Consider the following 22499-nt stretch of genomic DNA (forward strand, 5'->3'; position numbering starts at 1 on the left):
GCGGCTCCTGCAACCCAGTCGCCCGCGATCAGATGTTTTCCTGTCAGGGTATAGGACATGGATGTCTCCTCTGTGCGGCGGGGCCGCTTATTTCACCAGATTGTTTTGACGCATGAAGCCGACCAGTTTGGTCTGCTGTGCGTCGGTCAAAGGCCATGCAGATGGCGGGCGCGTTGCACCACAATCATCACCAAGCAGTTGAAGGGCCGCTTTGACGCCGGTCACGTTCGTGCCGTTCATTTCTTCGGCGCGGACTTCTTCAAAGGCGCTCATATCACGGATCAGATCACGGGCCTTGGCATAGTCACCGGCCTCGAGGGCTGCGTGAATTGCCATGGAACGTTCCGGCCAGACATTGATAAGACCCGATGTAAAGCCACGCGCACCAACCGCATAGAATGCCGGCGCCCAGGTTTCGGCAAGACCGCCAACCCAGACAATATCGGGGTCACAGGCATTGATCGCCTCGGACAGTTTCATGGCGTTGGGGGTTGCCCATTTAACGCCAGCCACACCTTCGATGGCACAGAGATCGGCAATCGCCTTGGTGCCGATGGTGTCATTGCGCAGATACAGCATCATCGGAAGCCCGCCCGATGCGTCGGCAATGCGTTTGATATATTCAACAACGCCGCGCGGGGCGACGAAGGGATCTGGCGGCTGATGGATCATAAGGGCCTCGGCCCCGGCTTCGGCAGATGCCTTGGCAAGTGCGCAAGCGTCACGCACGCCGCGACCAATACCGGCCAGCATCGGCGCACGACCGTCCAGCATCTCGGCCACCGATTTGGCCATGGTGATGGCTTCGTCCGTGGTCAGCGCATAAAATTCGCCGGTATTGCCATTCACCACCGGAAAATGAACACCCGCAGCAAGTGCACGGTCAATAATCGGTTTCAGCTTGGCCGGGGCAAGATCGCCATTTTCGTCATAAGGGGTGACAAGAATGCCGGAAATACCTGACAGCACGCCACGCAGATCGGCTTTGGAAAGTGCCATGGATCAATATCCCTGATTGGTTTGTTTCGTGTCGTCGGGATGGTGCGCCAAACGCCCCATCCCGGTTTCTGATTATGGGCTCCGGATAAGCCTAGAAAATATCAGGCTCGCCCGCGGTTTCACCGAATTCCGGCGACAGGAAGTCAAAATCGCAACCCTCGTTGGCCTGGGTGACATGCTTGCCAAACATCCAGCCATATCCACGCTGATAGCGCGGCTCGGGTGCCTGCCATGCGGCACGACGACGTTCAAGTTCATCCTCGTCGACCAGCATGTCCAAACGACGGTTATCAAGATCAAGCTTGACGATATCGCCGGTTTTCAAAAGGGCTAGCGGACCACCGATATAGGATTCCGGTGCCACATGAAGCACGCAGGCCCCATAAGACGTCCCCGACATACGCGCATCCGAAATACGCAACATGTCACGATGGCCCTGTTTGATCAGTGCCTTGGGGATCGGAAGCATGCCCCATTCCGGGAAGCCCGGGCCACCAAGCGGACCGGCATTGCGCAGCACCATCACATGATCCGGCGTGATGTCGAGATTTTCATCATCCACCGCCTTTTTCATTTCCGGGTAGCTGTCAAAGACAAGTGCCGGGCCCTGATGATTGCGGAAACGTTCATCACAGGCCGCCGGTTTGATCACGGCACCATCCGGGCAGAGATTGCCACGCAGAACCGCAAGCGATCCTTCATGATAGACCGGATTTGAAAGCGGACGGATGACATCATCATTATAAACCGTCGCACCTTCGAGGGTCTGGGCAAGGGTTTTACCCGTAACCGTGGTGACAGATGTATCAAGCTTGTCGCCAAGCTGTGCCATCAAGGCACGCAGGCCACCGGCATAGAAGAAATCTTCCATCAGGTAATCGCCCTTGCCCGACGGGCGGATATTGGCGATCAGTGGCGTGGTGCGGCCAAGCTCATCAAGATCATCAAGGGTGATTTTGATCCCGGCACGGCGCGCCATGGCCAGCAAATGCACAACAGCATTGGTCGAACAGCCGGTCGCCATCGCAACCACAGCCGAGTTCCGCACAGATTCCGGGGTAACGATCTTGTTCGGGGTCAGATCCTCCCACACCATATCAACGATGCGACGACCACACTGGGTCGACATACGGATATGACCGGCATCCGGTGCCGGGATCGAGGATGCACCCGGAAGGCAAAGCCCCATCGCCTCGGCAATGGCGGTCATGGTGGATGCGGTCCCCATGGTCATGCAGTGACCATATGAACGGGCAATACCGCCCTCGACGCCGACCCATTCTTCGTCACTGATGTTACCAGCACGGCGTTCATCCCAGTATTTCCAGGCATCTGAGCCCGAACCCAGAATTTTACCGGCATAGTTCCCACGCAACATCGGACCCGCAGGCAGATAGATCATCGGCACACCGGCCGAAAGTGCGCCCATCACCAGACCCGGCGTGGTTTTGTCACAGCCGCCCATCAGCACCACGCCATCAAGCGGGTGGGAGCGAATCATTTCCTCGGTCTCCATCGCAAGCAGGTTGCGATACAGCATCGAGGTCGGCTTGGTGAAGGATTCGTCCACCGAGATGGTTGGCAGTTCAACCGGGAAACCACCGGCCTGATGCACACCTTTTTTAACGTCGGCAGCACGTTCGCGGAAATGCAGATGGCACGGATTGATTTCCGACCATGTATTCAGGATGCCGATCACCGGGCGACCGGTCCAGTCTTCGGGATCAAGGCCCATTTGCATCAGGCGCGAACGATGCCCGAACGAACGAAGATCATCGGGCGCAAACCAGCGCGCGCTTCTGAGATCTTCTGCGGATTTTTTAATTTTGTCGGACATGGCGTTCCTCCCGTCATTCGGCCGCCGCGAACTCCGTCCACCGGACACAATCAGGGCGGCCTGCACTTTTGATTGATGTATTATGTATGCGCATACATTGACAAGATGTCAAGCAAACTTACATGTCAAAATGGCAGATTTATCATACGTAAAATCGCCGACAGATTCAGCAATTGACAGGCTTTGTCACAAGATGTATCAAAATATGTATGCGCATACATAAAGCTTGAAAATTTACAAGCTGACTAACAACAAGAACAAGCAACACCAACGCCTTATGGGAACCACACCATCGGGCATCGCGGGGATACCCCCACCATTCAGGAATGCGTCATTCGGGAGGACTCTTATGACCGGACTTTTTAAATCCATCGCTGCTGCTGCCGGCTTTGCCGCCATGGTTGCCTCGCCAGTTCTGGCTTCTGCGGCTGATCTGCCGAGCAATATCCGCCTTGTTATCGGTTCAAAATCGACCGGCGGTGACACCTATCAGAACAGCGCGATTGTCGCTGAAGCCCTTGCCAAGAAGCTCGACATCAATGTGAAGGTTGATGCAGTTGGCGCAGGCGAGGCCTTCAAGGCGTTGCAGCGCGATTCGCGCGGCACCACCATCATGATTTTCCATGATCAGTCTTATCTTGCGAACCTGTATGGCGTTCGCGGCTATGACGATATCTTTGAGAACTACGTTGTCGGCCCGACGGTTGCGATCAACCCGGGCAATGCGTATCTGGTTGCCAAAAACTCGCCGCTGCAGTCGATGGAAGACGTCTTTGCAGCCGCAGCAGCCGGTCAGCGCGTGCGCGTTGCCATTCAGGCCGGTGGCGTTTCGGAAATCGGTTTCTCGGCTATGAAAAACGCCGCCAAGGTCATGAACCCGGGTTCGGAAGCAAACATTGTTCCGGTCAACACCGGTTCGCAGGCTGATAAAAACCAGCTGATGTTTGATGGTCAGGCCGATGTCATCAACGGTTCGGTCCAGGCGAACGAACAGTTCACCCAGCTTGCCGCAGATGATCAGAAAGCCATGCGCTTTGTCTGGCTGACCGCACGTGAAGAAACCATCGCACAGGCGAACCCGGAAGGCATGGGCAACACCAACCGCGATGAACTTCTTGCCTTCACCACCCCGAATGTCAGCGTCACCTTTGACGGTTCAAGTGACTTCACCTTCGACAAGGAATTCTTCCTGCTGTTCAACAAGGACATGGATGCAGAACAGATTGCAACCATCGACAATGCGTTGAAGGAAATCTATGCCGAGGGTGAAATTCAGAAAACCCAGAAGGCTTCGTTCTTCATCCCGAACTACAAGCCGCAGGCCGAGGCATCGGCATATCTGAAAGCGAAACGCGATCAGTACCGCCAGGTCATCGACGCGATTGCGACGAACTGATTTCCCGGTTGGCCCGGCATACCAATGCCGGGCCACTTTTGCCTGATCTGGCGATGGCGCAAACCCATCCCACTTCCCGCTAAATAGCCCGACGTGATTTTCAACCTGTTTGAAAATCAGTACGATGGGCAAAACAGGCACATCCGGAGGCGTCCCATGTCGTTTGACTCACCCTTCCATGTGACGGTCGATTTCAGCACCTCGCACATGATTTTTCCGACGATCATTGCCGTGATCCTCGGCATATTGTTCATTTCCATTCTGATCACACGCGGCAGCACCATTCTTGCCACTGTTTCAAACGGCAACTGGTGGCCGGCCGGCATCGACCACAAGCGTTTCTTTGGTACGATTGCCCTGACCGTGATCTATTTTCTGGCCATGCCGGAAGTGGGGGATATTTTCCCCAATACCGGACTTGGATTTTACCTTTGTTCGATCCCGTATCTGTTCGCGCTAAGTACGCTTTATCTGCACGAGCGCAGCCGTCGAACCCTGATGATCGCAGGCGTGAATGCGCTGATCGCGCCAAGCGTGGTCTGGTACATCCTGTCCGAACTTTTCAATATCTCGCTGCCTTAAGGTTTCCGGTACGTCGTATCGGCCCCTTGTTTGGCGCGGATTGATCCAAGAGATTTATCATGGAACTTCTATCGATCCTGACACCGCTGTTTTTCGGACTGGTTGCCGCGGGCACCGTGATCGGCATTATTTTTGGTGCGATCCCGGGCATGACCGCCACCATGGCGGTGGCTGTCTGTTTGCCCCTGACCTATTCACTGGGTCTTGAAAATGGCCTGGCCCTGTTGCTTGGTCTTTATGTCGGGGGCATTTCGGGCGGTCTGGTCCCGGCCATTCTTTTGAATATTCCGGGCACCCCGTCATCGATCACCACCACCCTTGACGGGTATCCGATGACGCAAAATGGCGAAGGCGAGCGCGCCCTTAAGATTGGCATTACCTCGTCACTGGTTGGCGGGTTGATCAGCCTTGCCGCTCTTTATCTGTTTGCCCCGGCACTGGCCGATTTTGCGATCAAGTTTTCCTATATCGAGAAATTCCTGATCATCTTCTTTGCCCTGACAGTGATGGCAGCCCTTTCCAACAGCTTGCTGGTCGGGATTTTCAGCGGTTTTCTGGGCGTCTTTATCAGCCTGATCGGGGCCTATGACATTTCGCGGGGCGGCAATGGCGAGCTGCGCCTTGTCCCGGAATTCCTTGAATATTACCTTGAAGGCGGTTTCTCGCTTCTGCCGGTTCTGATCGGTCTGTTTGGTCTTTCGACCATTCTGATTGATGCCGAAGACGGCATGAAGGAAGGCAAGGGCCTTTCGGGTGTGAAGATCGGCGGCAAGCCGTTCAAATTGTCCGTTTTCAAGGGTCAGATCATTAACCTGATCCGGTCATCATCGATTGGCACCTTTGTCGGCATCCTGCCCGGTGTTGGCGGCAGTGCGGCATCCATCCTTGCCTATAGCCAGGAAAAGAACTTTTCCAAGAACCCGGAAAAGTTCGGCAAAGGCGCACCGGCCGGTGTGATCGCATCGGAAAGTGCCAATAACGGTTTGACGGGTGGCGCACTTGTACCGTTGCTGTCACTTGGCATTCCCGGGGATTCAACCACCGCCATTCTGATTGGTGCCTTTACCCTGCAAGGCGTTCAGGTTGGTCCGCTGTTTATCGGCAATAATCCAATCACCTGGGATGCGATGATCATTGCCATGCTGGCAGCCAATATCATCATGTTCCTTGTCATGGTTCTGGCCATTCGCCATATCGCCAAGGTCGTCACGGTTCCCAAGAACATCCTGTTCCCGATCATTCTTATGATGTGTGTGGTCGGGGCCTATACCATCAATTATGGCGTGATGTTTGATGTCTGGACGCTTTTGATCTTTGGTCTGTTTGGCTATCTCGCCCACAAGATCGGATTGGAAATCGCGCCCTTTATCATCGGCTTTATCCTTGGTCCGTCGGCCGAGATCTATTTCGTCAAAAGTCTGGAATCCTTTGGCACGCTTTCGATCTTCTTTACCAAAAGCTGGATCGCGGCATTGCTGTGGGTTCTGATTGTGCTGTCGATTGCCTTCTCCGTTTCGGTGGCACGCAAGAAAAAGCGGATGGCGGACAATATGGACGCCTGATCATCCGCCTCAAAGACAGGGCAAGAAGCAACAGTCCCTCCCTGTGCTGTAAAGTGGCCCTTACCCGAGCCACGCTTCTTGCCCGCCATTTTGTGCTGATGTAATAACACCTGTGTCAGTCCGGCGAAAAAGCCCGCCCCCTGACATTCAACACCCAAGCAAGAGACCAAAAACCTTTGTCATCTGCGCCCGGAAAAACCGATCAAGCAACCCTTGCCGAAATCAAAAGCGGTACAGTCACGATGGAAACCGTCGGACGTATCGCAGGTGTTTCGCAGGTGACGGTTTCGCGTGCGCTGAATGATCCGAAAAAGGTTTCGGCCAAGACCCTGCAACGCATTCAGGATGCCATCGAGCTTACCGGCTATGTGCCCAACATGGTGGCCGGCGCATTGGCGTCGCGGCGCAGCAAGCTGATTGCGGCCCTTGTGCCATCAATCACCAACGTCATCTATTCCGACCTGATGCAAAATTTCATCAATGTCATTCGCGGGTCGGGTTATCACGTTTTGATGGCGGAAACCGGCTTTTCGCAGGACGAGGAACAGGCGGTTGTTTCGACAATGCTTAGCCGCCGTCCAGACGGGATCCTGCTGACCGGTATCCATCATTCATCGGGCTGCAAGAAGATGCTGCTGGGGGCTGGTATTCCGGTGATTGAAGTCTGGGACATTACGGAAAACCCGCTTGATGTCTGTATCGGCTTTTCACATATCCGGGCAGGCGAAGAAATGGCCCGCTATGCGGCGGGCAAGGGTTATGACAAGGCCCTGATTGTATCGGCAGGCGACGAACGTGCATTACGACGCAAGAATGCCTTTGCCAATCAATTCACACAATTGACCGGCAATGCCCCGATAGAAGTCCTGTATGAAGCAGGTGCAACCATCGAACGCGGGCGTAATGGCCTTCGCAGTGGTTTGGAAAAGGGATTTCAGAGCGGCATTATCATGTGCAGTTCCGACCTTTTGGCGCATGGCATCCTGATCGAAGCACAGGCGCGCGGGATTAAAATCCCCGAGGATATGGCAGTTCTTGGATTTGGTAATCAGGACTTTTCGCCCTTTACCTTGCCCGCGCTGACCACAGTTGAAATCAACCGTCCGGATTTGGGCCGACGTGCCGCCGAGGCACTGGTGGCACGTATTGAAAACCAGCCCCTGCCCGACAAGTCGATTGATGTCGGTTTTGAATTGATTGAACGCGCCTCAACCTGACCCGAAACAGATCAGGCAAAACGCCGAAACAACCCGCGCCGTTCACGACAAATAAGCGTTAGTCCCGCCTGCCGTGCAAGGTTCACCGCGGTCAGGGTCGGCCCGGACAGGGTCACAAGCCCGCCCACCCCACATTGCACGGTTTTGGTGACAATTTCATAAGAACAGCGGCTGGTCATCAGAACAAAGCCGCCTTGTGTATCAATCCCCTGACGGGCAACAGCGCCCAGCACCTTATCAAGGGCGTTGTGACGACCGATATCCTCGCGGACCAGTTTGATGTTACCGCCAGCATCGACAAAGGCGCTTGCGTGCAAAAGCCCGCCACCTTCGCGATTTCGGGTTTGATGATCGGGCAATGCGTCAATGGCCTGTAACACGATATCCTGGGCCATATTGCCCGGCGTTACCTTGCCGATCTTGTCCATTGCCACCGCATCAAGCGATTGAACCCCGCACAGACCACAGCCGGAACGGCCTTCAAGGGTGCGCTGACGATCCGCAAGACGGTCAAACACGTCTTCGTGCAGATCGGCCTCGATCACATAGCCCTGAAGGGTTTTGCGCACATCGCGAAGGGTAATCTGGGAAATGTCATCGGCGATCCCTTCGGACAGGGCAAAGCCGACCATGAAATCTTCCAGATCATGGGGAGATACCATCATCACCGCATGGGATTTGCCATTAAACGTCAGTGCAGCCGGAACTTCCGGCTGCAAGATCATTGGCGCATCGTCATTACCGTCATCACGTGAAATGGCCCGTGCAAGATCAACATCACGGCCATCAAGAATGCGGTTCTCGGAAGGTTTTGGTGTCATGCAGGTTCTTTGACCTTACGGATCAGGGGGGCTGCTTCGAGAACCAGCGGATCAAATCCGTCATGTCCGGCAGCAATCAGGTCAAACAACTGTTTGCGCATCCGCGGTTCCCAGAAATCGCTGATATGACCGGCAACGCCGGTTGCGCCTTCATCCTTGGGCTGGGATTTGAAAAAGGTCGCGATCTGATTGGCCATATAGACAAGCTTGTCAGGTGCCATTGCTGTTCACTCTTTGGCTTATACTTTTCAACAGATACAGGATTTGCCAGATATCGTGCGTAAGGGAGTATAGCACAATATCTGGCAGGGTATCCTATTCGGCGGCATCCACACGCGGTTTGATCCGCCGCGATTGTTCGGCCTGACGGTCATATTCCACCTGCCATTCCGACGGCCCGTTGCTTGACGAGACCTGAACGGCTGTGACCTTGTATTCCGGGCAGTTGGTCGCCCAGTCAGTAAAGTCGGTGGTGATTACGTTGGCCTGGGTTCCCGGATGGTGGAAGGTTGTGTAAACCACACCCGGTGCGACGCGATCAGTAATGGTGGCGCGAAGGGATGTTTCGCCCGACCGCGATGCAAGGCGGATCCAGTCACCTTCGCGAATGCCGCGCTGTTCGGCGTCATGCGGATGGATTTCCAGAAGGTCTTCCTTGTGCCAGGCGGTATTTTCGGTCCGGCGGGTTTGTGCGCCCACATTGTACTGGCTCAGAATACGGCCCGTCGTCAGAAGCAGCGGGAAGCGCGGCCCGGTGCGTTCATCGGTTGCGACATATTCGGTAACAACGAACTTGCCCTTGCCGCGAACAAAGCCATCCATATGCATGACCGGCGTGCCAAGCGGCGCCTTGGCATTACATGGCCACTGTACCGAACCTTCACGTTCGAGAAGGTCATAGCTGACATTGGTGAAACTTGGCGTGGTTGCGGCAATTTCCGCCATAACCTGTGACGGATGGGTGTAGTTCCAGTCAAGTCCCATCGCACGGGCAAGGTTCTGGGTGACTTCCCAGTCGGCAAAGCCGTTCAAAGGCGTCATCACCTTGCGAACACGGTTGATACGGCGTTCGGCGTTGGTGAATGTCCCGTCCTTTTCAAGGAAGGTCGAACCGGGCAGGAACACATGGGCATAGTTCGCGGTTTCGTTCAGGAACAGGTCGTGGACGACAACACATTCCATCGCCGCAAGACCGGCCGCCACATGCTTGGTATCAGGGTCGGACTGAAGGATGTCCTCGCCCTGAATATAGATACCCTTGAAGGTGCCTTCGACGGCAGCATCAAGCATGTTGGGGATACGAAGCCCCGGCTCGTCATTCAGTTTCACACCCCAGATATCTTCAAAGATATCGCGGGTCGCACTGTCCTGAATATGGCGATAGCCCGGCAATTCATGCGGGAACGATCCCATATCACAGGAACCCTGCACGTTGTTCTGACCACGCAGCGGGTTCACGCCAACGCCCGGACGGCCGATATTGCCGGTCGCCATGGCAAGGTTGGCAATCGCCATCACGGTGGTGGAACCCTGGCTGTGTTCTGTCACACCCAGACCGTAATAGATTGCACCATTACGGCCCGCCGCAAAGCTGCGTGCCGCCTTGCGCATAGTTTCGGCATCAACGCCGATCATGTCGGCAATCGCTTCGGGGCTGTGGCGCGGATCGGACACAAAGGTTGCCCAATCCTGGAATTCATCCCAGTCGCAACGTTCGCGAACAAAGGCTTCGTCAAACAGGCCTTCGGTCACGATGACATGGGCAAGCGATGTCAGAACCGCAACGTTGGTGCCCGGGCGCAGGGCGATATGGGCGACTGCTTCGATATGCGGGGAGCGGACCAGATCAATCCGGCGCGGATCAATCACGATCAGTTTCGCCCCCTGACGCAGACGTTTTTTCAAACGCGAGGCAAAAACAGGATGCCCGTCGGTCGGGTTGGCGCCAATCAGAATGACAACATCGGTCTGTTCGACAGAATCAAAATCCTGTGTCCCGGCCGATGTGCCAAAGGTGGTTTTCAGGCCATACCCGGTTGGCGAATGACAGACACGCGCACAGGTATCAACGTTGTTATTACCGAACCCGGCACGGATCAGTTTCTGAACAAGGAAGGTTTCCTCGTTCGTGCAACGCGATGACGTGATCCCGCCCAAGGCACCCTTGCCGTATTTGGCCTGAATGCCCCTGAACTTGTCAGCGGTAAAGCGAAGGGCTTCTTCCCAACTGACTTCCTGCCAGGGATCATCGACACTTTCGCGGATCATCGGATTAAGGATGCGGTCCTTGTGATTGGCATAGCCATAGGCAAAACGCCCCTTCACACAGGAATGGCCACGGTTGGCCTTGCCATCCTTGAACGGCACCATGCGCACCAGTTCCTCGCCGCGCATTTCGGCCTTGAACGAACAGCCGACACCACAATAAGCACAGGTGGTAACAACCGAATGTTCCGGCTGACCAATTTCAATGATCGACTTTTCCTGAAGCGTTCCGGTCGGGCAGGCCTGAACACAGGCACCGCAGGATACACATTCGGAATCAAGGAAATCTTCGTGCATGCCCGGTGAAACACGGGATTCAAAACCGCGACCTTCGATGGTCAGGGCAAAGGTCCCCTGTACTTCTTCACAGGCCCGCACACAGCGCGAACAGACAATGCATTTCGACGGGTCATAGGTGAAATACGGGTTGGTGGTATCCTTTGCCATATAGCGCGGATTTTCTTCGCCGTTCTGGCGGACCTGAACGTGGTTGCCACCTTCATAGCCATAGCGCACATCGCGCAGACCAACCGCACCTGCCATAGCCTGAAGTTCGCAATCGCCATTGGCCGCACAGGTCAGGCAATCGAGCGGATGATCGGAAATATAAAGTTCCATCACCCCCTTGCGGATTTTCTTAAGCCGTTCGGTCTGGGTATGGACAACCATGCCATCCGATGCCGGGGTGGTGCAGGATGCCGGCGTGCCGTTGCGGCCTTCGACTTCGACCAGACACAGGCGGCAGGAACCGAATGCATCGACCATATCGGTCGCACAGAGTTTGGGAACCTGAATACCGGCTTCCATCGAGGCCCGCATCACCGATGTGCCCTCGGGCACAGTCACGTTCTTGCCATCAATGGTCAAGGTGACGGTTTTTTCGGATTTGGCGGCGGGGGTTCCGTAGTCAACTTCTTTGATCAAGGACATCGTATCACTCCGCAGCTATATCAAGCGCACGCGGCTTGAAATCATCAGGGAAATGGTTCAGCGCACTCAGGACCGGATAGGGTGTAAATCCGCCCAGTGCGCACAACGATCCGAACTTCATGGTTTCACAAAGATCGCGCAGCAGATCGACCTGTAATTCAGGGTCTTCGCCACGTTCAAGTTTGTCGACAACTTCGGTGCCACGGATCGATCCGATCCGGCATGGCGTGCATTTGCCACACGACTCAATGGCACAGAATTCCATGGCAAAGCGGGCCTGTTTCATCATGTCGACGGTATCGTCAAACACGACCACACCGGCATGACCGATCAAACCATCGCGCTTGGCGAATTCTTCGTAATCAAACGGTGTATCAAACAGTTCACGCGGGAAATAGGCACCCAACGGACCACCAACCTGAACGGCCTTGACCGGACGCCCCGATGCCGTGCCACCGCCGATCTGTTCGACGATTTCGCCGAGCGTCATGCCAAAGCCGACCTCGTAAAGACCGCCATGTTTGACATTGCCGGCGATCTGGATCGGGATGGTGCCACGCGACCGGCCCATGCCGAAATCACGATAATATTCAGGGCCCTTTTCAAGAATGACCGGCACCGAACACAATGAAATCACGTTATTCACAACCGTCGGACGACCAAGGAAACCCTGAAGGGCGGGAAGTGGCGGTTTGGCGCGGACAACGCCACGCTTGCCTTCCATGCTGTTAAGAAGCGAGGTTTCCTCGCCACAGACATAGGCCCCTGCCCCCATGCGGACTTCCATATCGAAGACCTTGCCCGACCCAAGGACATTGTTACCTAGAACACCGGCAGAACGGGCAACTTCAATCGCCTCGTTCATGATGCGGATGGCATCGGGATATTCCGAACGGGTATAGACATATCCCTTGGTTGCCCCGGTCGCCAGACCGGCAATGATCATGCCTTCGATCAGGACAAACGGTTCGCCTTCCATGATCATGCGATCGGCAAAGGTGCCGCTGTCGCCTTCGTCGGCGTTACAGACGATATATTTTTGATCGCCATCCGCCTCGCGCACGGTATTCCATTTGATCCCGGTCGGGAAACCGGCACCGCCGCGCCCACGCAGGCCACTGTCGGTGACGGCCTTTACGATGTCGGCCCCCGACATTTTCAGCGCATTTTCAAGGCCGGTCAAACCGTCCTGGGCGCGGTAATCGTCAAGGGAAAGCGGATCAATGATGCCGCACCGCTGGAAGGTCAGACGCGACTGGCTTTTGAGGAACGGGATATCCTGGGTGCGTCCCAGAAACAGTTTGTGCGCCCCGCCAGCCAGGAAATCTGCCTCAAACAGGGCGTCGATATCATCGGTGCTGACCGGGCCATAGGCAACACGACCGCGCGGTGTTTCCACCTCGACCATCGGTTCAAGCCAGTACATGCCAAACGATCCGTTGCGCACGACCTGAATATCGGCACCGGCTTTGTCTGCCTTCTGGACGATGGCCGCGGCAACCTCGTTTGCGCCAAGGGCAACGGCACCGGAATCAAGCGGTACATAAACCTTGATACTCATGCCCCCACCTCATTGAGAATGCGGTTCATACGATCACTGGTGACGCGCCCGACAACCTTGCCATCAACCATGGCGGCTGGTGCACAAGCACACAGACCAAGACAGAAAACAGGTTCCAGCGTGATCTTGCGATCCGCCGTGGTTTGCGACCAATCCACCCGAAGGTGACGGCGCACCTGATCACCAAGGGCATCCGCCCCCATTGCCTGACAGGCTTCTGCCCGGCAAATCTTGATGACATGCTTGCCCGCCTTTTCTTCGCGGAAGTCGTGATAGAAACTGGCCACCCCGTGGACTTCCGCCCGGCTGAGGTTCAGTTTTTTGGCAATTGTCTGAAGCGCGCCTTCGGGGATATGGCCGAACTCCTCCTGCACTTCGTGCAGAATAGGAAGTAACGGGCCTTCCATTGTAATCAGCTGATCACAAATGGCCTCGACGCGGACATTCTGGTCCTTGGTCGTTTCCGACATGCAAGCCTCTCTCTCATGCATGTTGCAGTTATCATTATTGTTTTTTTTAGTGTCGGGCATCTTGGGTGCCCGTTCAATAAAGCCATCCCGTTACGCGATAGCGAAAACCTATCAAGGCGCAATCAGACGGCTCAAAGTTCCGAAAGCAGCTTTGCCTCTTTGAGCAAAGCCGACACAACCGGGGTTGCCGGTTCACGTTTGGCAGCAATCATTCCAACAAGATGCGACGCATCGGGTTCAATGATCGGGATGGATTTCACCCGGTCATGCAGACTGAATTCCTGGATCATCTTGACCGGCATGATGCTTGCCCAGTTTCCCGTGTGAACATGGGTAAACAGCGCAATCATTGAATCACTTTCCAAAGTCGGGGCAACCCGGGCACCGGCTTCGTTAAGGTGCTGATTGATGATGCGGCGGTTTTGCATATCAGGCGTCAAAAGGCAGAGCGGGAATTCTGCGGCTTCGCGCCAGGTGATGCTTTCACGATCACCGATATCATCGAAATTCGACGTCACCAGATGATAGCGTTCATAATAAAGCGGGATCGAGGTCACCCGTCCCAGCGGTTCATTATCAAGATAGGTAATGCCAACATCAATTTGCAGATCGTCAAGCAGCGCCTGAATCTCGGTCGAGGTGCGCGACAGGATCGCAAATGTCACATCGGGATGCTTTTCGCGAAACGGGGTTGTCAGTTCATGGATCATCGAAAGTGCGGTTGGAACCACGGCAATCTGAACCTGTCCGGTAAGGCCGAACCGCATGGCGCGCATTTCATCGCGCATGGAACGGGTGCTGCCGACGATATGGCGCGCCCATTCCAGAACACGTTCGCCTTCTGGTGTGAGGCCCTGATAACGCGACCCGCGCTTGACCAGAACCACGCCCAGATGGTCTTCAAGCTGGCGGAGCGCACTGGACAAAGTTGGTTGTGTAACGCCGCATTCTTCGGCGGCATGTCCAAAATGCTGCTCGCGTGCGAGCACCATAAACATTTCGAGTTTGTCGATCATTTCCATTCCGGCATCCGGTTTGGCGCGGGATGCTCTGCACTGCGTTGAGACCGGCCTTTTATCAAGCCGCTTGAAGAGATGAGAAACACCCGCATCTGTTGTGCGTGTTCTGGTTGCAGGATAACCGATTATCCCCACGGGCTAAAAGGTTATTCCTGCAACAGAACGCGGGGGCAGGCTGGATGAACGGAACCTTCCCCCGGGACATGACCGTGGTAATCACGTCCCCGAATGACTGACAAAATGGGCGATGTCAGTCAAACAGGCGTCGATTGCAGGGTGCGGCAATCGACGCCCAAGGTCCTTACGCTTTGGAAGTTGCTTCCTTACCGGCGGCTTCGCCACCTTCCTGCGTTTCCATGTAGTGCTTGTCGTGGATCGGACGCACCATCTTGTTGGCGATCAGTGCAATCGCCAGAAGTGCCGCCATCGCATACATGGTGGTGTTATAAAGGCTCGACGTCGGATCAACCGTACCGGCCGGTGCGATTTCCATCAGACGACCGATGGTAACGGTTTTGGCCGCAACCAGCTGATCAAGCTGTTCGACACCTGCACCGAATTTGGCCTGGAATGCCGCCGGATCGACCTTGCTTGCCAGATCCTTGATCGAGTTGGTGACCGAGGTTTGACGCAACTGGGTGATCGCAAGCGGACCAAGAACGCCAGCCGTGCTCCATGCGGTCAGAAGACGACCATGGATACCGCCAACATATTTGGTGCCGAAAACGTCGGCCAGATAAGCCGGGATGGTTGCAAAGCCACCGCCATACATCGTGAAGATGATCATGGTTGCGGCATAGAACATGATCAACCAGGTCACAGCCGGATTGACACTGACCTGTTCTGCGGCAAACGGGATCGACAGATAAAGTGCGATACCCAGAATGAAGAAGCAGTAATAGGTGTTCTTGCGCCCGATATAATCCGACATGGATGCCCAGAAGAAGCGGCCACACATGTTAAAGACCGAAATCATGAACACATAGGTCGCCGCAAAGGCCGAGTTGACCACGAACGGCAAGGTCGTGCCAAAGATTTCAGACATCATGGTTTTGGCAACGCCAATCACCCCGATGCCCGCCGTAACGTTAAAGCACAGAACAATCCACAGCAGATAGAATTGCGGGGTTTTCAGCGCCTGATCGATATGGACGTTTTTATGAGTGATCATACGCTTGGATGCGGCATCACCAGTCGGCGGCGTCCAACCTTTTGGCAACCAGCCTTCACGCGGCACACGATAGGAGAAGGATGCAATCATCATGACAATGAAATAGGCAATGCCAAGCGTAAAGAAGGTTCCAGCGGCACCGGTGTTGCCTGTGCCAGCGACATAAACGCCTTCCTCGATCGGAACCGGGGCAGCAGCGACCTGTGCGGCACCAGCCACCACAACTTCAACCATCTGACCGCCTACTTCAGCCATACGTTTGCCACCTTCGGTAACAAGGTTAACGGCACTTTCCGGGCCAAGATATTCCGGCACCTTGTAGAAAGCCCCAAGCAAAGCTTCCTTGATCGGGGTTGCGATCATCGCACCACCGCCAAACCCCATGATGGCCATGCCTGTCGCCATCCCACGCCGGTCAGGGAACCAGCGGATCAGGGTTGAAACCGGTGACACATAGCCAAGACCAAGCCCGGCCCCACCAATCACGCCATAACCAAGATAGACCAGCCACAATTGATGGGTAGCAATCCCAAGGCCACCAATGATGAAACCACCGCCCCAGCAAAAGGCGGCAACAACGCCAACCATACGCGGGCCAACTTCTTCAAGCCACTTGCCCCCGAATGCGGCGGCAAGACCAAGACTTACAATGGCAACAGAGAAAATCCAGACAACAGATTGAAGGCCCCAGTCGCCAGAGCTTGCCGCGACCACACCAAATTCCTTGATCAGCGGCGGGTTGAAAATACTCCAGGCATAAACGGAGCCGATACATAGATGAATTGCAATGGATGCTGGCGGTACTTTCCAGCGATTGAAATCGTCGCCTGCGACGATATGTTGTTTCTTAAGCTTGTCAAACATGACGTTTTTTTCCTCCCGGCATTATGATTTTTCTTGCCTTGCCACCCCCCGGTTGAAGGCATTGTGCAGGGCAACCACGGTAAAACCCGGAATTCTCAACGTCGCAATCGCTGTGCCACACGACAAAATTCGCACATTCCTGCGACCCACTCGCAGAAATTGCTGATATTGCAGCGCACGCGCATGGACAAAATGTCCAACTTTTTAAACACTCCAAAGTAGCAGTCAGACAAAATGTCCACTCGCAGATGCAACATTTCATGCCCTGCGGATACACCGCCCTGCCCGGCGCTATTTGATCGGGACTTTGCATTTTTAAATGCGATCTGATAGCCGTAAAGGGTCAGAAACAGGTTAGGTCGGTGCGGTTGGCCCGGCCCCCGCGAATGCGGGTCCTTCCGCTGCAATGTAACGGCCCATGACTTTCAGGATGTGTGCATCGGACACACGCCCACAGAAAGGAATGGCCATGCAACAGCAAATCTCTGTCATCACACTTGGTATCGAAAACCTTGACCAGTCCCGGCGGTTCTATCAGCACGGTTTTGGCTGGAAGCCGGTATTTGAAGATGCCGATATCAGCTTTTATCAGATGAATGGCTTCGTGCTGGGCACATGGTTAAAGGGCGCGTTGCTTGACGATATGCAGCGTCCGGCAATCACCGGGGCCTCGGCCATATCGCTTGCCCATAATGTCGCAAACGAAGATCAGGTCAGAAACCTGATGGATCGTTTGCGTGCGAACGGAGGCACGGTGCTGCGCCCGGCCGATGCACCACCCTATGGGGGATTGCGCGGATATGTCGCCGACCCGGACGGACATGCATGGGAAATTGCATGGAACCCGGCATGGGCAATTGATGCCAACGGTCATGTAACATTTGGCGTTTAAGGGCATCGGGACCAGTGCCCTGCTCTAGCCTGCTTCGGGGAGCCAGATGGTAAAGGTCGTGCCCATGTTTGCCGTACTTTGAACATCAAGCGTGCCGCCCTGACGATCAATCAGGGTCTTGGTAATCGACAGGCCAAGACCCGTCCCCTGCTGACGCTTGGTGGTATAGAACGGATCGAAAATCCGGTTAAGCACCTCCTCGCTCATACCGATGCCGGTATCACGGATCGTCATCAGTACACCCGGGCGACCATTGCGCTCGGCATCGTCGTCAATCAGGGTCAGCGTGCCGCGGTCCGGCATGGCATGCAGGGCATTGACCATCAGATTGACCAGCACCTGTTGCAATTCGGTCCGGTTCATCAGAACCAGACGGGTCGAGTGATGTTCGCGTATGACGTCGATATCTGCCCGGCTTAGAAGATGGGCGACCAAGGGCATGGAATCCTCGATCACCTGCGCGACACTGTGGCGTTCGACAAAGCCTGCATATTCTTCGGGTTTGGCAAATTGCAGAAGCTTGGTGACGATCAGATTGATGCGATTGACCTGCTCGTCAATCAGGCGGAATTCGGTATTGGCGATCCGGGCATGATCGCCCAGAAGATCGCGAACCACATCCAGATTGCCCTGAAGAACTGCAACCGGATTGTTGATTTCATGGGCCACACCGGCGGTAATTTCGCCAATTGCCGCCAGTTTTTCCGACATGATCAGTTGTTTGGTCGTGGTTTCCAGTGCCTGATTGGCTTCGCGCAATTCGCGGGTTCTGGCATCGACCCGGGCGTTAAGCTGATCATTCCATGCACGTAGGCGTTTGTCACGTTCCTGTACCTGATCAAGCAATTCATCAAGATGATCCGCGACAAGGGCAATTTCATCTTCGACCTGATCAAGGTTGGTGCGGGCGGACAAATCACCACTTTCGACCCGGACGATGGTGTTGGTCATCCGTTCAAGCGGTTTGAAAATACCGCGTGCCCAGCGCAGGAAAATCGGTACAGACAATGCCGTAACAAACAGGAACGCCCCGATCAGGATCAGCATGCTTTCATATTTGGTCTGGGCAAAGGGGGCTTCGAGGAAGCCGACATACAGCATCCCGACCCGCTTGCCAAAGCTGTCCTTGATCGGCTCATAGGCCGAAATGTACCAGTCATTGACCACAAAGGCGCTATCGAGCCAAACCTTGCCGTCTTCAAGAACTGCTTGCCGTACCACACGTGAAACCCGTGTCCCCAAGGCACGACGATTTGCGAACAAGCGAACATTGGTACTGATCCGCACATCATCAAGAAACAGGGTAGCTGTTCCCTGACTGCCTTCAGGCAAGCTGCTTTGGCGATAGACCAGATCGTTGATCGTATCGATAAAGCCCAAATTCTGGTTAAGCAGAATACCCCCGACCAGTGCCGCGGTTTGCCCCGATGGCAGTTCGACCGGGCTTGCCGAATGCACCACCATGCCGCGGGTTTCGGTATTGCGTGCTGTGGGTACTGCATTGGGGGTTTCAACCAGATCAAGGCGCGCCCGTGCGGCCAGATCGGGCGAAAATGCCATCAGGTCTGTGTTGCTGAAGATATCGACACTGGTCGATGACCGCCCGGCAAAGGCACTGGCAATGACCGGCCAGTCGGAACTGTTGCTGCTGGCAGATTTGTCGGCAAGATACAGGAAATCAAGCCCAAGAGCCTTTTGGCGCTTCGCCAGCAGGTCTTTGACCCCGTCCGGGTCATTGGCAGACAACACATTGCGAAAGGCGACAGATTGTCCAAGGGCCGCGATCTGTTCGCCGGTATTATCAAGGATATGCGTGAAATATTGATGGGCAATCGTCAAATCGCCGCTGACCTTTGAGGTCAGCAACGCATCAAATTTCGAATTCCAGCGCACCATCATCGTGCCCAGCAACAGGGGCAGGATCACCAGTGTTGGCAATAATGCGATTGCCAGCAGCTTGAAGCGGACAGAACGGGTGCGTTTGGCCTTGCCGGGTTTTGATCCGGAAAACAGTATCATTCCTGTTCCCAGCTTGCGCATTTGCGATCAATGGTCTTGCGCGATACGCCCAGACGCCGGGCGGCTTCATTGCGGTTGCCGTTGGTTTTATGCAACATCGCCAGGATATGGCGGCGTTCCATTTCATCAAGGGTTTCATCGCCTTCGACCTGTGCGCCGTGATCGGCCCGTTCATCGCGGAATTCATCGGGGAACCGCCCAAGGATAAGGGTGCGTTCAATCAGGTTGCGCAATTCGCGCACATTGCCCGGCCAGTCATAACGGGTCAGCCCGGCCCGCACGGCCCCATCCATCGGGACCTGGCGCACGCCAAGCTGTTTGGACAATTTGGTCATGAACAGTTCGGCCAGTTCCAGCACATCATCGCCACGTTCACGCAAGGGCGGCATTTCGATATGCATGACATTGATGCGGTAAAACAGATCGGCGCGGAAACGGCCGGCTTCGACCTCGGCCTCCAGATCGGCATTGGTGGCAAAGATAAAGCGCAGATCGACCGGCGCTTCACGTTCCGAGCCGACCGGGCGGATACGGCGGCTTTCGATTGCGCGCAAAAGCTTGCTTTGGGTGGCCAGTGACAATTCGCCAACTTCATCGAGAAACAGGGTTCCGCCCTGTGCATGCATGAAAAGACCATCACGGGCCGATTGCGCACCGGTAAAGGCGCCTTTGACATGGCCGAACAATTCGGCCTCGATCATTTCGGACGGAATGGCGGCACAGTTAATCGGCACGAACGGCTTTTGCGCACGATCCGAAAGGGAATGAAGCGAACGGGCGGTAACTTCCTTGCCCGTGCCGCTTTGCCCGGAAATCAGGATCGATGTCGGAAGTGGTGCCACCCGGGCAATCGTTTCGCGGATTTCCTGTACCTGCGGAGAATAGCCAATCAGCTTATCCCGCAAAAGGACATGATCCGATGTTGCGCGCAATTCATGGCGCAAAACATGGTTTTCCCGACGCAACCGCATGCGATCCAGACAACGGGCAACCGCGTTTAAAATCTGATTGGAACGAAACGGTTTGAGGACAAAATCAACCGCACCAGCGCGCAAGGCCTTGATCGCGGTATCAAGATCGGCATAGGCCGTCATCAGGATGGCGTCGGAGAAAAAGCCGATTTCCCGTTGTTCGGTCAGCCATTCGACACCGCTTTTGCCCGGCATGATGTTATCAAGAATGACGACATCGAAATGATGCTGATCAAGCAAGGCGGTTGCTTCTTCGCAATCAGCGGCCTCTTCGACCCGCTTGGCGCGCGGGCCCAATGTGCGGACCAGAAAATTGCGCATGCCCGGTTCGTCGTCGACGATCAGGATCGATGCCTTTTCAAGCCACGGACCAAATTCCGGCCCCGGCCCGCTATATCCCGCGTCATTGCCAACAGCGGTCGCAGCCCCGTCGGACGCGCCCAGAACGCTTGATTTCATGATGTTCCTCCGCAGAAACTTATTTTTGTTTTTTAAAAGCTTAGATCAGCGGAGAGAGAAAAGCAAAGTGGATCAGATTTAAGGCAACATGCTTTAGCCCCCCTACCCCAATGCATAATTGCCATGCGACGAAGAATTTGGTAATGATTGCGCATCCACACACGAAATGCGCCCAGATGCCTTTTCGGTGTGGATTTTTTATTTCCGCAAAACGAGATCGCCCTTAACAGGACGCACAACATGCGCCCGCATGATCCGTTATGCCCGAATTCAGGGGAAAGGAACATTCCATGACCAGACTGAATTACGATATCACAGGAAAACGCATATATATTGCCGGACATCACGGCATGATCGGACAGGCCATCATACGCCGGTTACAGCAGGAAGATTGCACCATCCTGACGCGTACACGCCGCGAACTTGACCTTTTGCGCCAGGCACCGGTTACAAGATGGCTTAAACAGGCAAAGCCGGATGTTGTGATTATTGCCGCAGGCAAATCAGGTGGATCAAGGGTGCATAATGATCTTCCGGGGGATTTTCTTTATGAAAACCTGATGATTGCAACCAATCTGATACAGGGGGCCTTTGAGGCGGATGTCGAAAAGCTTTTGAACATTTCGGCCCCGTATATTTACCCGGAAAATCCCATCTTGCCGACGCCGGAACATCAATTGCTTATGGGTAAACTTGCCCCCGCATATGAAAATGCAGCAATTGCCAAATTGGCGGCGTTAAAGCTTTGCCAATCCTATCACCAGCAATTTGGTGCGGATTTCACCACAATCATTCCACCCGAAATTTACGGCCCCGGCGATAATTTTGACCTGCTTTCAGCCCGAACCATCCCGACAATCATCCGTCATATCCATGATGCAAAATGCGAAGGACGACACATCGCCAAATTGCCGGGGCACGGTACAGTCGTGCGAGAATTTTTATACGTGGATGATTGCGCCGATGCAATCATAACCATCCTTGAACATCATCGCCGCAACAGCCCGATAAATGTCGGCACCAGCCAAAGCATTCCCATTTCCACACTTGCCTTCATGATTGCCGATATCGTCGGGTTTGACGGCAAAGTCGACTTTGCACGCCAGATTCCGCAGGGCGCGGCAGAACGCAATATGCAGGGAAATACGATCAGGATGCTGGGCTGGTCCCCGGCGCATAGCCTTGAACAGGGGCTTGTCAAAACCTATGACGCCTTTTGCAATGGGTACTATCGGGAAAATAAGTTGAAACTTGTATCCTGATTGAACAATCAGCTCCGGCCCATGGCACACCAAGACCGTGGGCCGGAGCTTTCGATTTTTGCTGCAACGTCAATTGCCCCATACTTTGTAGAGGCAACCTACACCAAAAACATCACAAAACTATACCATTGAACAGGTTTTAGATATATTAAAACCTGTTAATCCTCTTCGCTCTTGACCGACAACGATACTCGCCATCCAA

Annotated in this window: 17 protein-coding genes; 6 read left to right on the forward strand and 11 right to left on the reverse strand. The window is 54.7% G+C overall.

The genetic code is table 11. From position 1 onward, the window contains the following. Window positions 1–87 precede the first annotated feature (87 nt). Both TH19_RS19520 and araD read right to left on the reverse strand, forming a co-directional pair. Entirely contained in the window at window positions 88–999 is a 912-nt protein-coding gene (locus TH19_RS19520; protein ID WP_114104039.1) for a dihydrodipicolinate synthase family protein, read from the reverse strand. 91 nt (window positions 1000–1090) lie between these two features. Next, entirely contained in the window at window positions 1091–2836 is a 1746-nt protein-coding gene (gene araD / locus TH19_RS19525; protein WP_114104040.1) for an L-arabinonate dehydratase, read from the reverse strand. Window positions 2837–3185: 349 nt separating this feature from the next. On the opposite strand from araD, the gene TH19_RS19530 reads away from it, so the two are divergent. The 4 genes from TH19_RS19530 to TH19_RS19545 all read left to right on the forward strand — a co-directional run bounded on the left by TH19_RS19530 (window position 3186) and on the right by TH19_RS19545 (window position 7593). Beyond that, window positions 3186–4232, forward strand: a complete 1047-nt coding sequence (locus tag TH19_RS19530) for a type 2 periplasmic-binding domain-containing protein (RefSeq protein ID WP_114104041.1) — start codon at window positions 3186–3188, stop codon at window positions 4230–4232. A gap of 156 nt (window positions 4233–4388) precedes the next feature. Then, entirely contained in the window at window positions 4389–4814 is a 426-nt protein-coding gene (locus tag TH19_RS19535) for a tripartite tricarboxylate transporter TctB family protein (RefSeq protein ID WP_114104042.1), read from the forward strand. A gap of 59 nt (window positions 4815–4873) precedes the next feature. Beyond that, window positions 4874–6376, forward strand: a complete 1503-nt coding sequence (locus TH19_RS19540) for a tripartite tricarboxylate transporter permease (protein WP_114104043.1) — start codon at window positions 4874–4876, stop codon at window positions 6374–6376. 176 nt (window positions 6377–6552) lie between these two features. Then, window positions 6553–7593 carry a LacI family DNA-binding transcriptional regulator gene (locus TH19_RS19545; RefSeq protein WP_258548051.1) on the forward strand — a complete coding sequence of 347 codons (1041 nt, stop codon included), beginning with the start codon at window positions 6553–6555 and terminating at the stop codon, window positions 7591–7593. A gap of 11 nt (window positions 7594–7604) precedes the next feature. Here the strand turns inward: TH19_RS19545 and fdhD are convergent, their stop codons facing one another. The 7 genes from fdhD to TH19_RS19580 form a co-directional block, all read right to left on the reverse strand. After that, entirely contained in the window at window positions 7605–8414 is an 810-nt protein-coding gene (gene fdhD / locus TH19_RS19550; RefSeq protein WP_114104044.1) for a formate dehydrogenase accessory sulfurtransferase FdhD, read from the reverse strand. Beyond that, window positions 8411–8635 (reverse strand): formate dehydrogenase subunit delta, encoded by a 225-nt coding sequence (locus TH19_RS19555; protein ID WP_114104045.1) that lies wholly within the window; start codon window positions 8633–8635, stop codon window positions 8411–8413. Before TH19_RS19555 ends, fdhD begins: the two co-directional genes overlap by 4 nt. A gap of 94 nt (window positions 8636–8729) precedes the next feature. After that, window positions 8730–11609 carry a formate dehydrogenase subunit alpha gene (fdhF, locus tag TH19_RS19560; protein ID WP_114104046.1) on the reverse strand — a complete coding sequence of 960 codons (2880 nt, stop codon included), beginning with the start codon at window positions 11607–11609 and terminating at the stop codon, window positions 8730–8732. 4 nt (window positions 11610–11613) lie between these two features. Next, complete coding sequence (locus TH19_RS19565; protein ID WP_114104047.1) at window positions 11614–13170, reverse strand: formate dehydrogenase beta subunit; 1557 nt, start codon at window positions 13168–13170, stop codon at window positions 11614–11616. Next, window positions 13167–13640, reverse strand: a complete 474-nt coding sequence (locus tag TH19_RS19570; RefSeq protein WP_114104048.1) for a formate dehydrogenase subunit gamma — start codon at window positions 13638–13640, stop codon at window positions 13167–13169. Before TH19_RS19570 ends, TH19_RS19565 begins: the two co-directional genes overlap by 4 nt. A gap of 131 nt (window positions 13641–13771) precedes the next feature. Further along, window positions 13772–14662: a LysR family transcriptional regulator gene (locus TH19_RS19575; protein WP_309471255.1), complete on the reverse strand. Its 891-nt coding sequence runs from the start codon at window positions 14660–14662 to the stop codon at window positions 13772–13774. Window positions 14663–14960: 298 nt separating this feature from the next. Next, a complete protein-coding gene (locus TH19_RS19580) occupies window positions 14961–16694 on the reverse strand; it encodes an OFA family MFS transporter (RefSeq protein ID WP_114104049.1) in 1734 nt (577 codons plus the stop codon). 469 nt (window positions 16695–17163) lie between these two features. On the opposite strand from TH19_RS19580, the gene TH19_RS19585 reads away from it, so the two are divergent. Beyond that, on the forward strand, window positions 17164–17586 hold the full coding sequence (locus tag TH19_RS19585; protein WP_114104050.1) for a VOC family protein: 423 nt from the start codon (window positions 17164–17166) through the stop codon (window positions 17584–17586). A 24-nt stretch (window positions 17587–17610) separates the two neighbouring features. Here the strand turns inward: TH19_RS19585 and TH19_RS19590 are convergent, their stop codons facing one another. Together TH19_RS19590 and TH19_RS19595 are read right to left on the reverse strand one after the other, a co-directional pair. Next, window positions 17611–19605 carry a cache domain-containing protein gene (locus TH19_RS19590; RefSeq protein WP_114104051.1) on the reverse strand — a complete coding sequence of 665 codons (1995 nt, stop codon included), beginning with the start codon at window positions 19603–19605 and terminating at the stop codon, window positions 17611–17613. Then, window positions 19602–21035 (reverse strand): sigma-54-dependent transcriptional regulator, encoded by a 1434-nt coding sequence (locus TH19_RS19595; RefSeq protein ID WP_114104052.1) that lies wholly within the window; start codon window positions 21033–21035, stop codon window positions 19602–19604. The genes TH19_RS19590 and TH19_RS19595 overlap by 4 nt, the downstream gene beginning before the upstream one ends. A 290-nt stretch (window positions 21036–21325) precedes the next feature. Here TH19_RS19595 and TH19_RS19600 point away from each other — a divergent pair, with 290 nt between their 5' ends. After that, window positions 21326–22297 (forward strand): NAD-dependent epimerase/dehydratase family protein, encoded by a 972-nt coding sequence (locus TH19_RS19600; protein ID WP_181846489.1) that lies wholly within the window; start codon window positions 21326–21328, stop codon window positions 22295–22297. The last annotated feature ends 202 nt before the right edge of the window (window positions 22298–22499 follow it).

It is taken from the genome of Thalassospira profundimaris, assembly GCF_003326675.1.
GTDB classification, from domain to species: Bacteria; Pseudomonadota; Alphaproteobacteria; order Rhodospirillales; family Thalassospiraceae; genus Thalassospira; species Thalassospira aquimaris.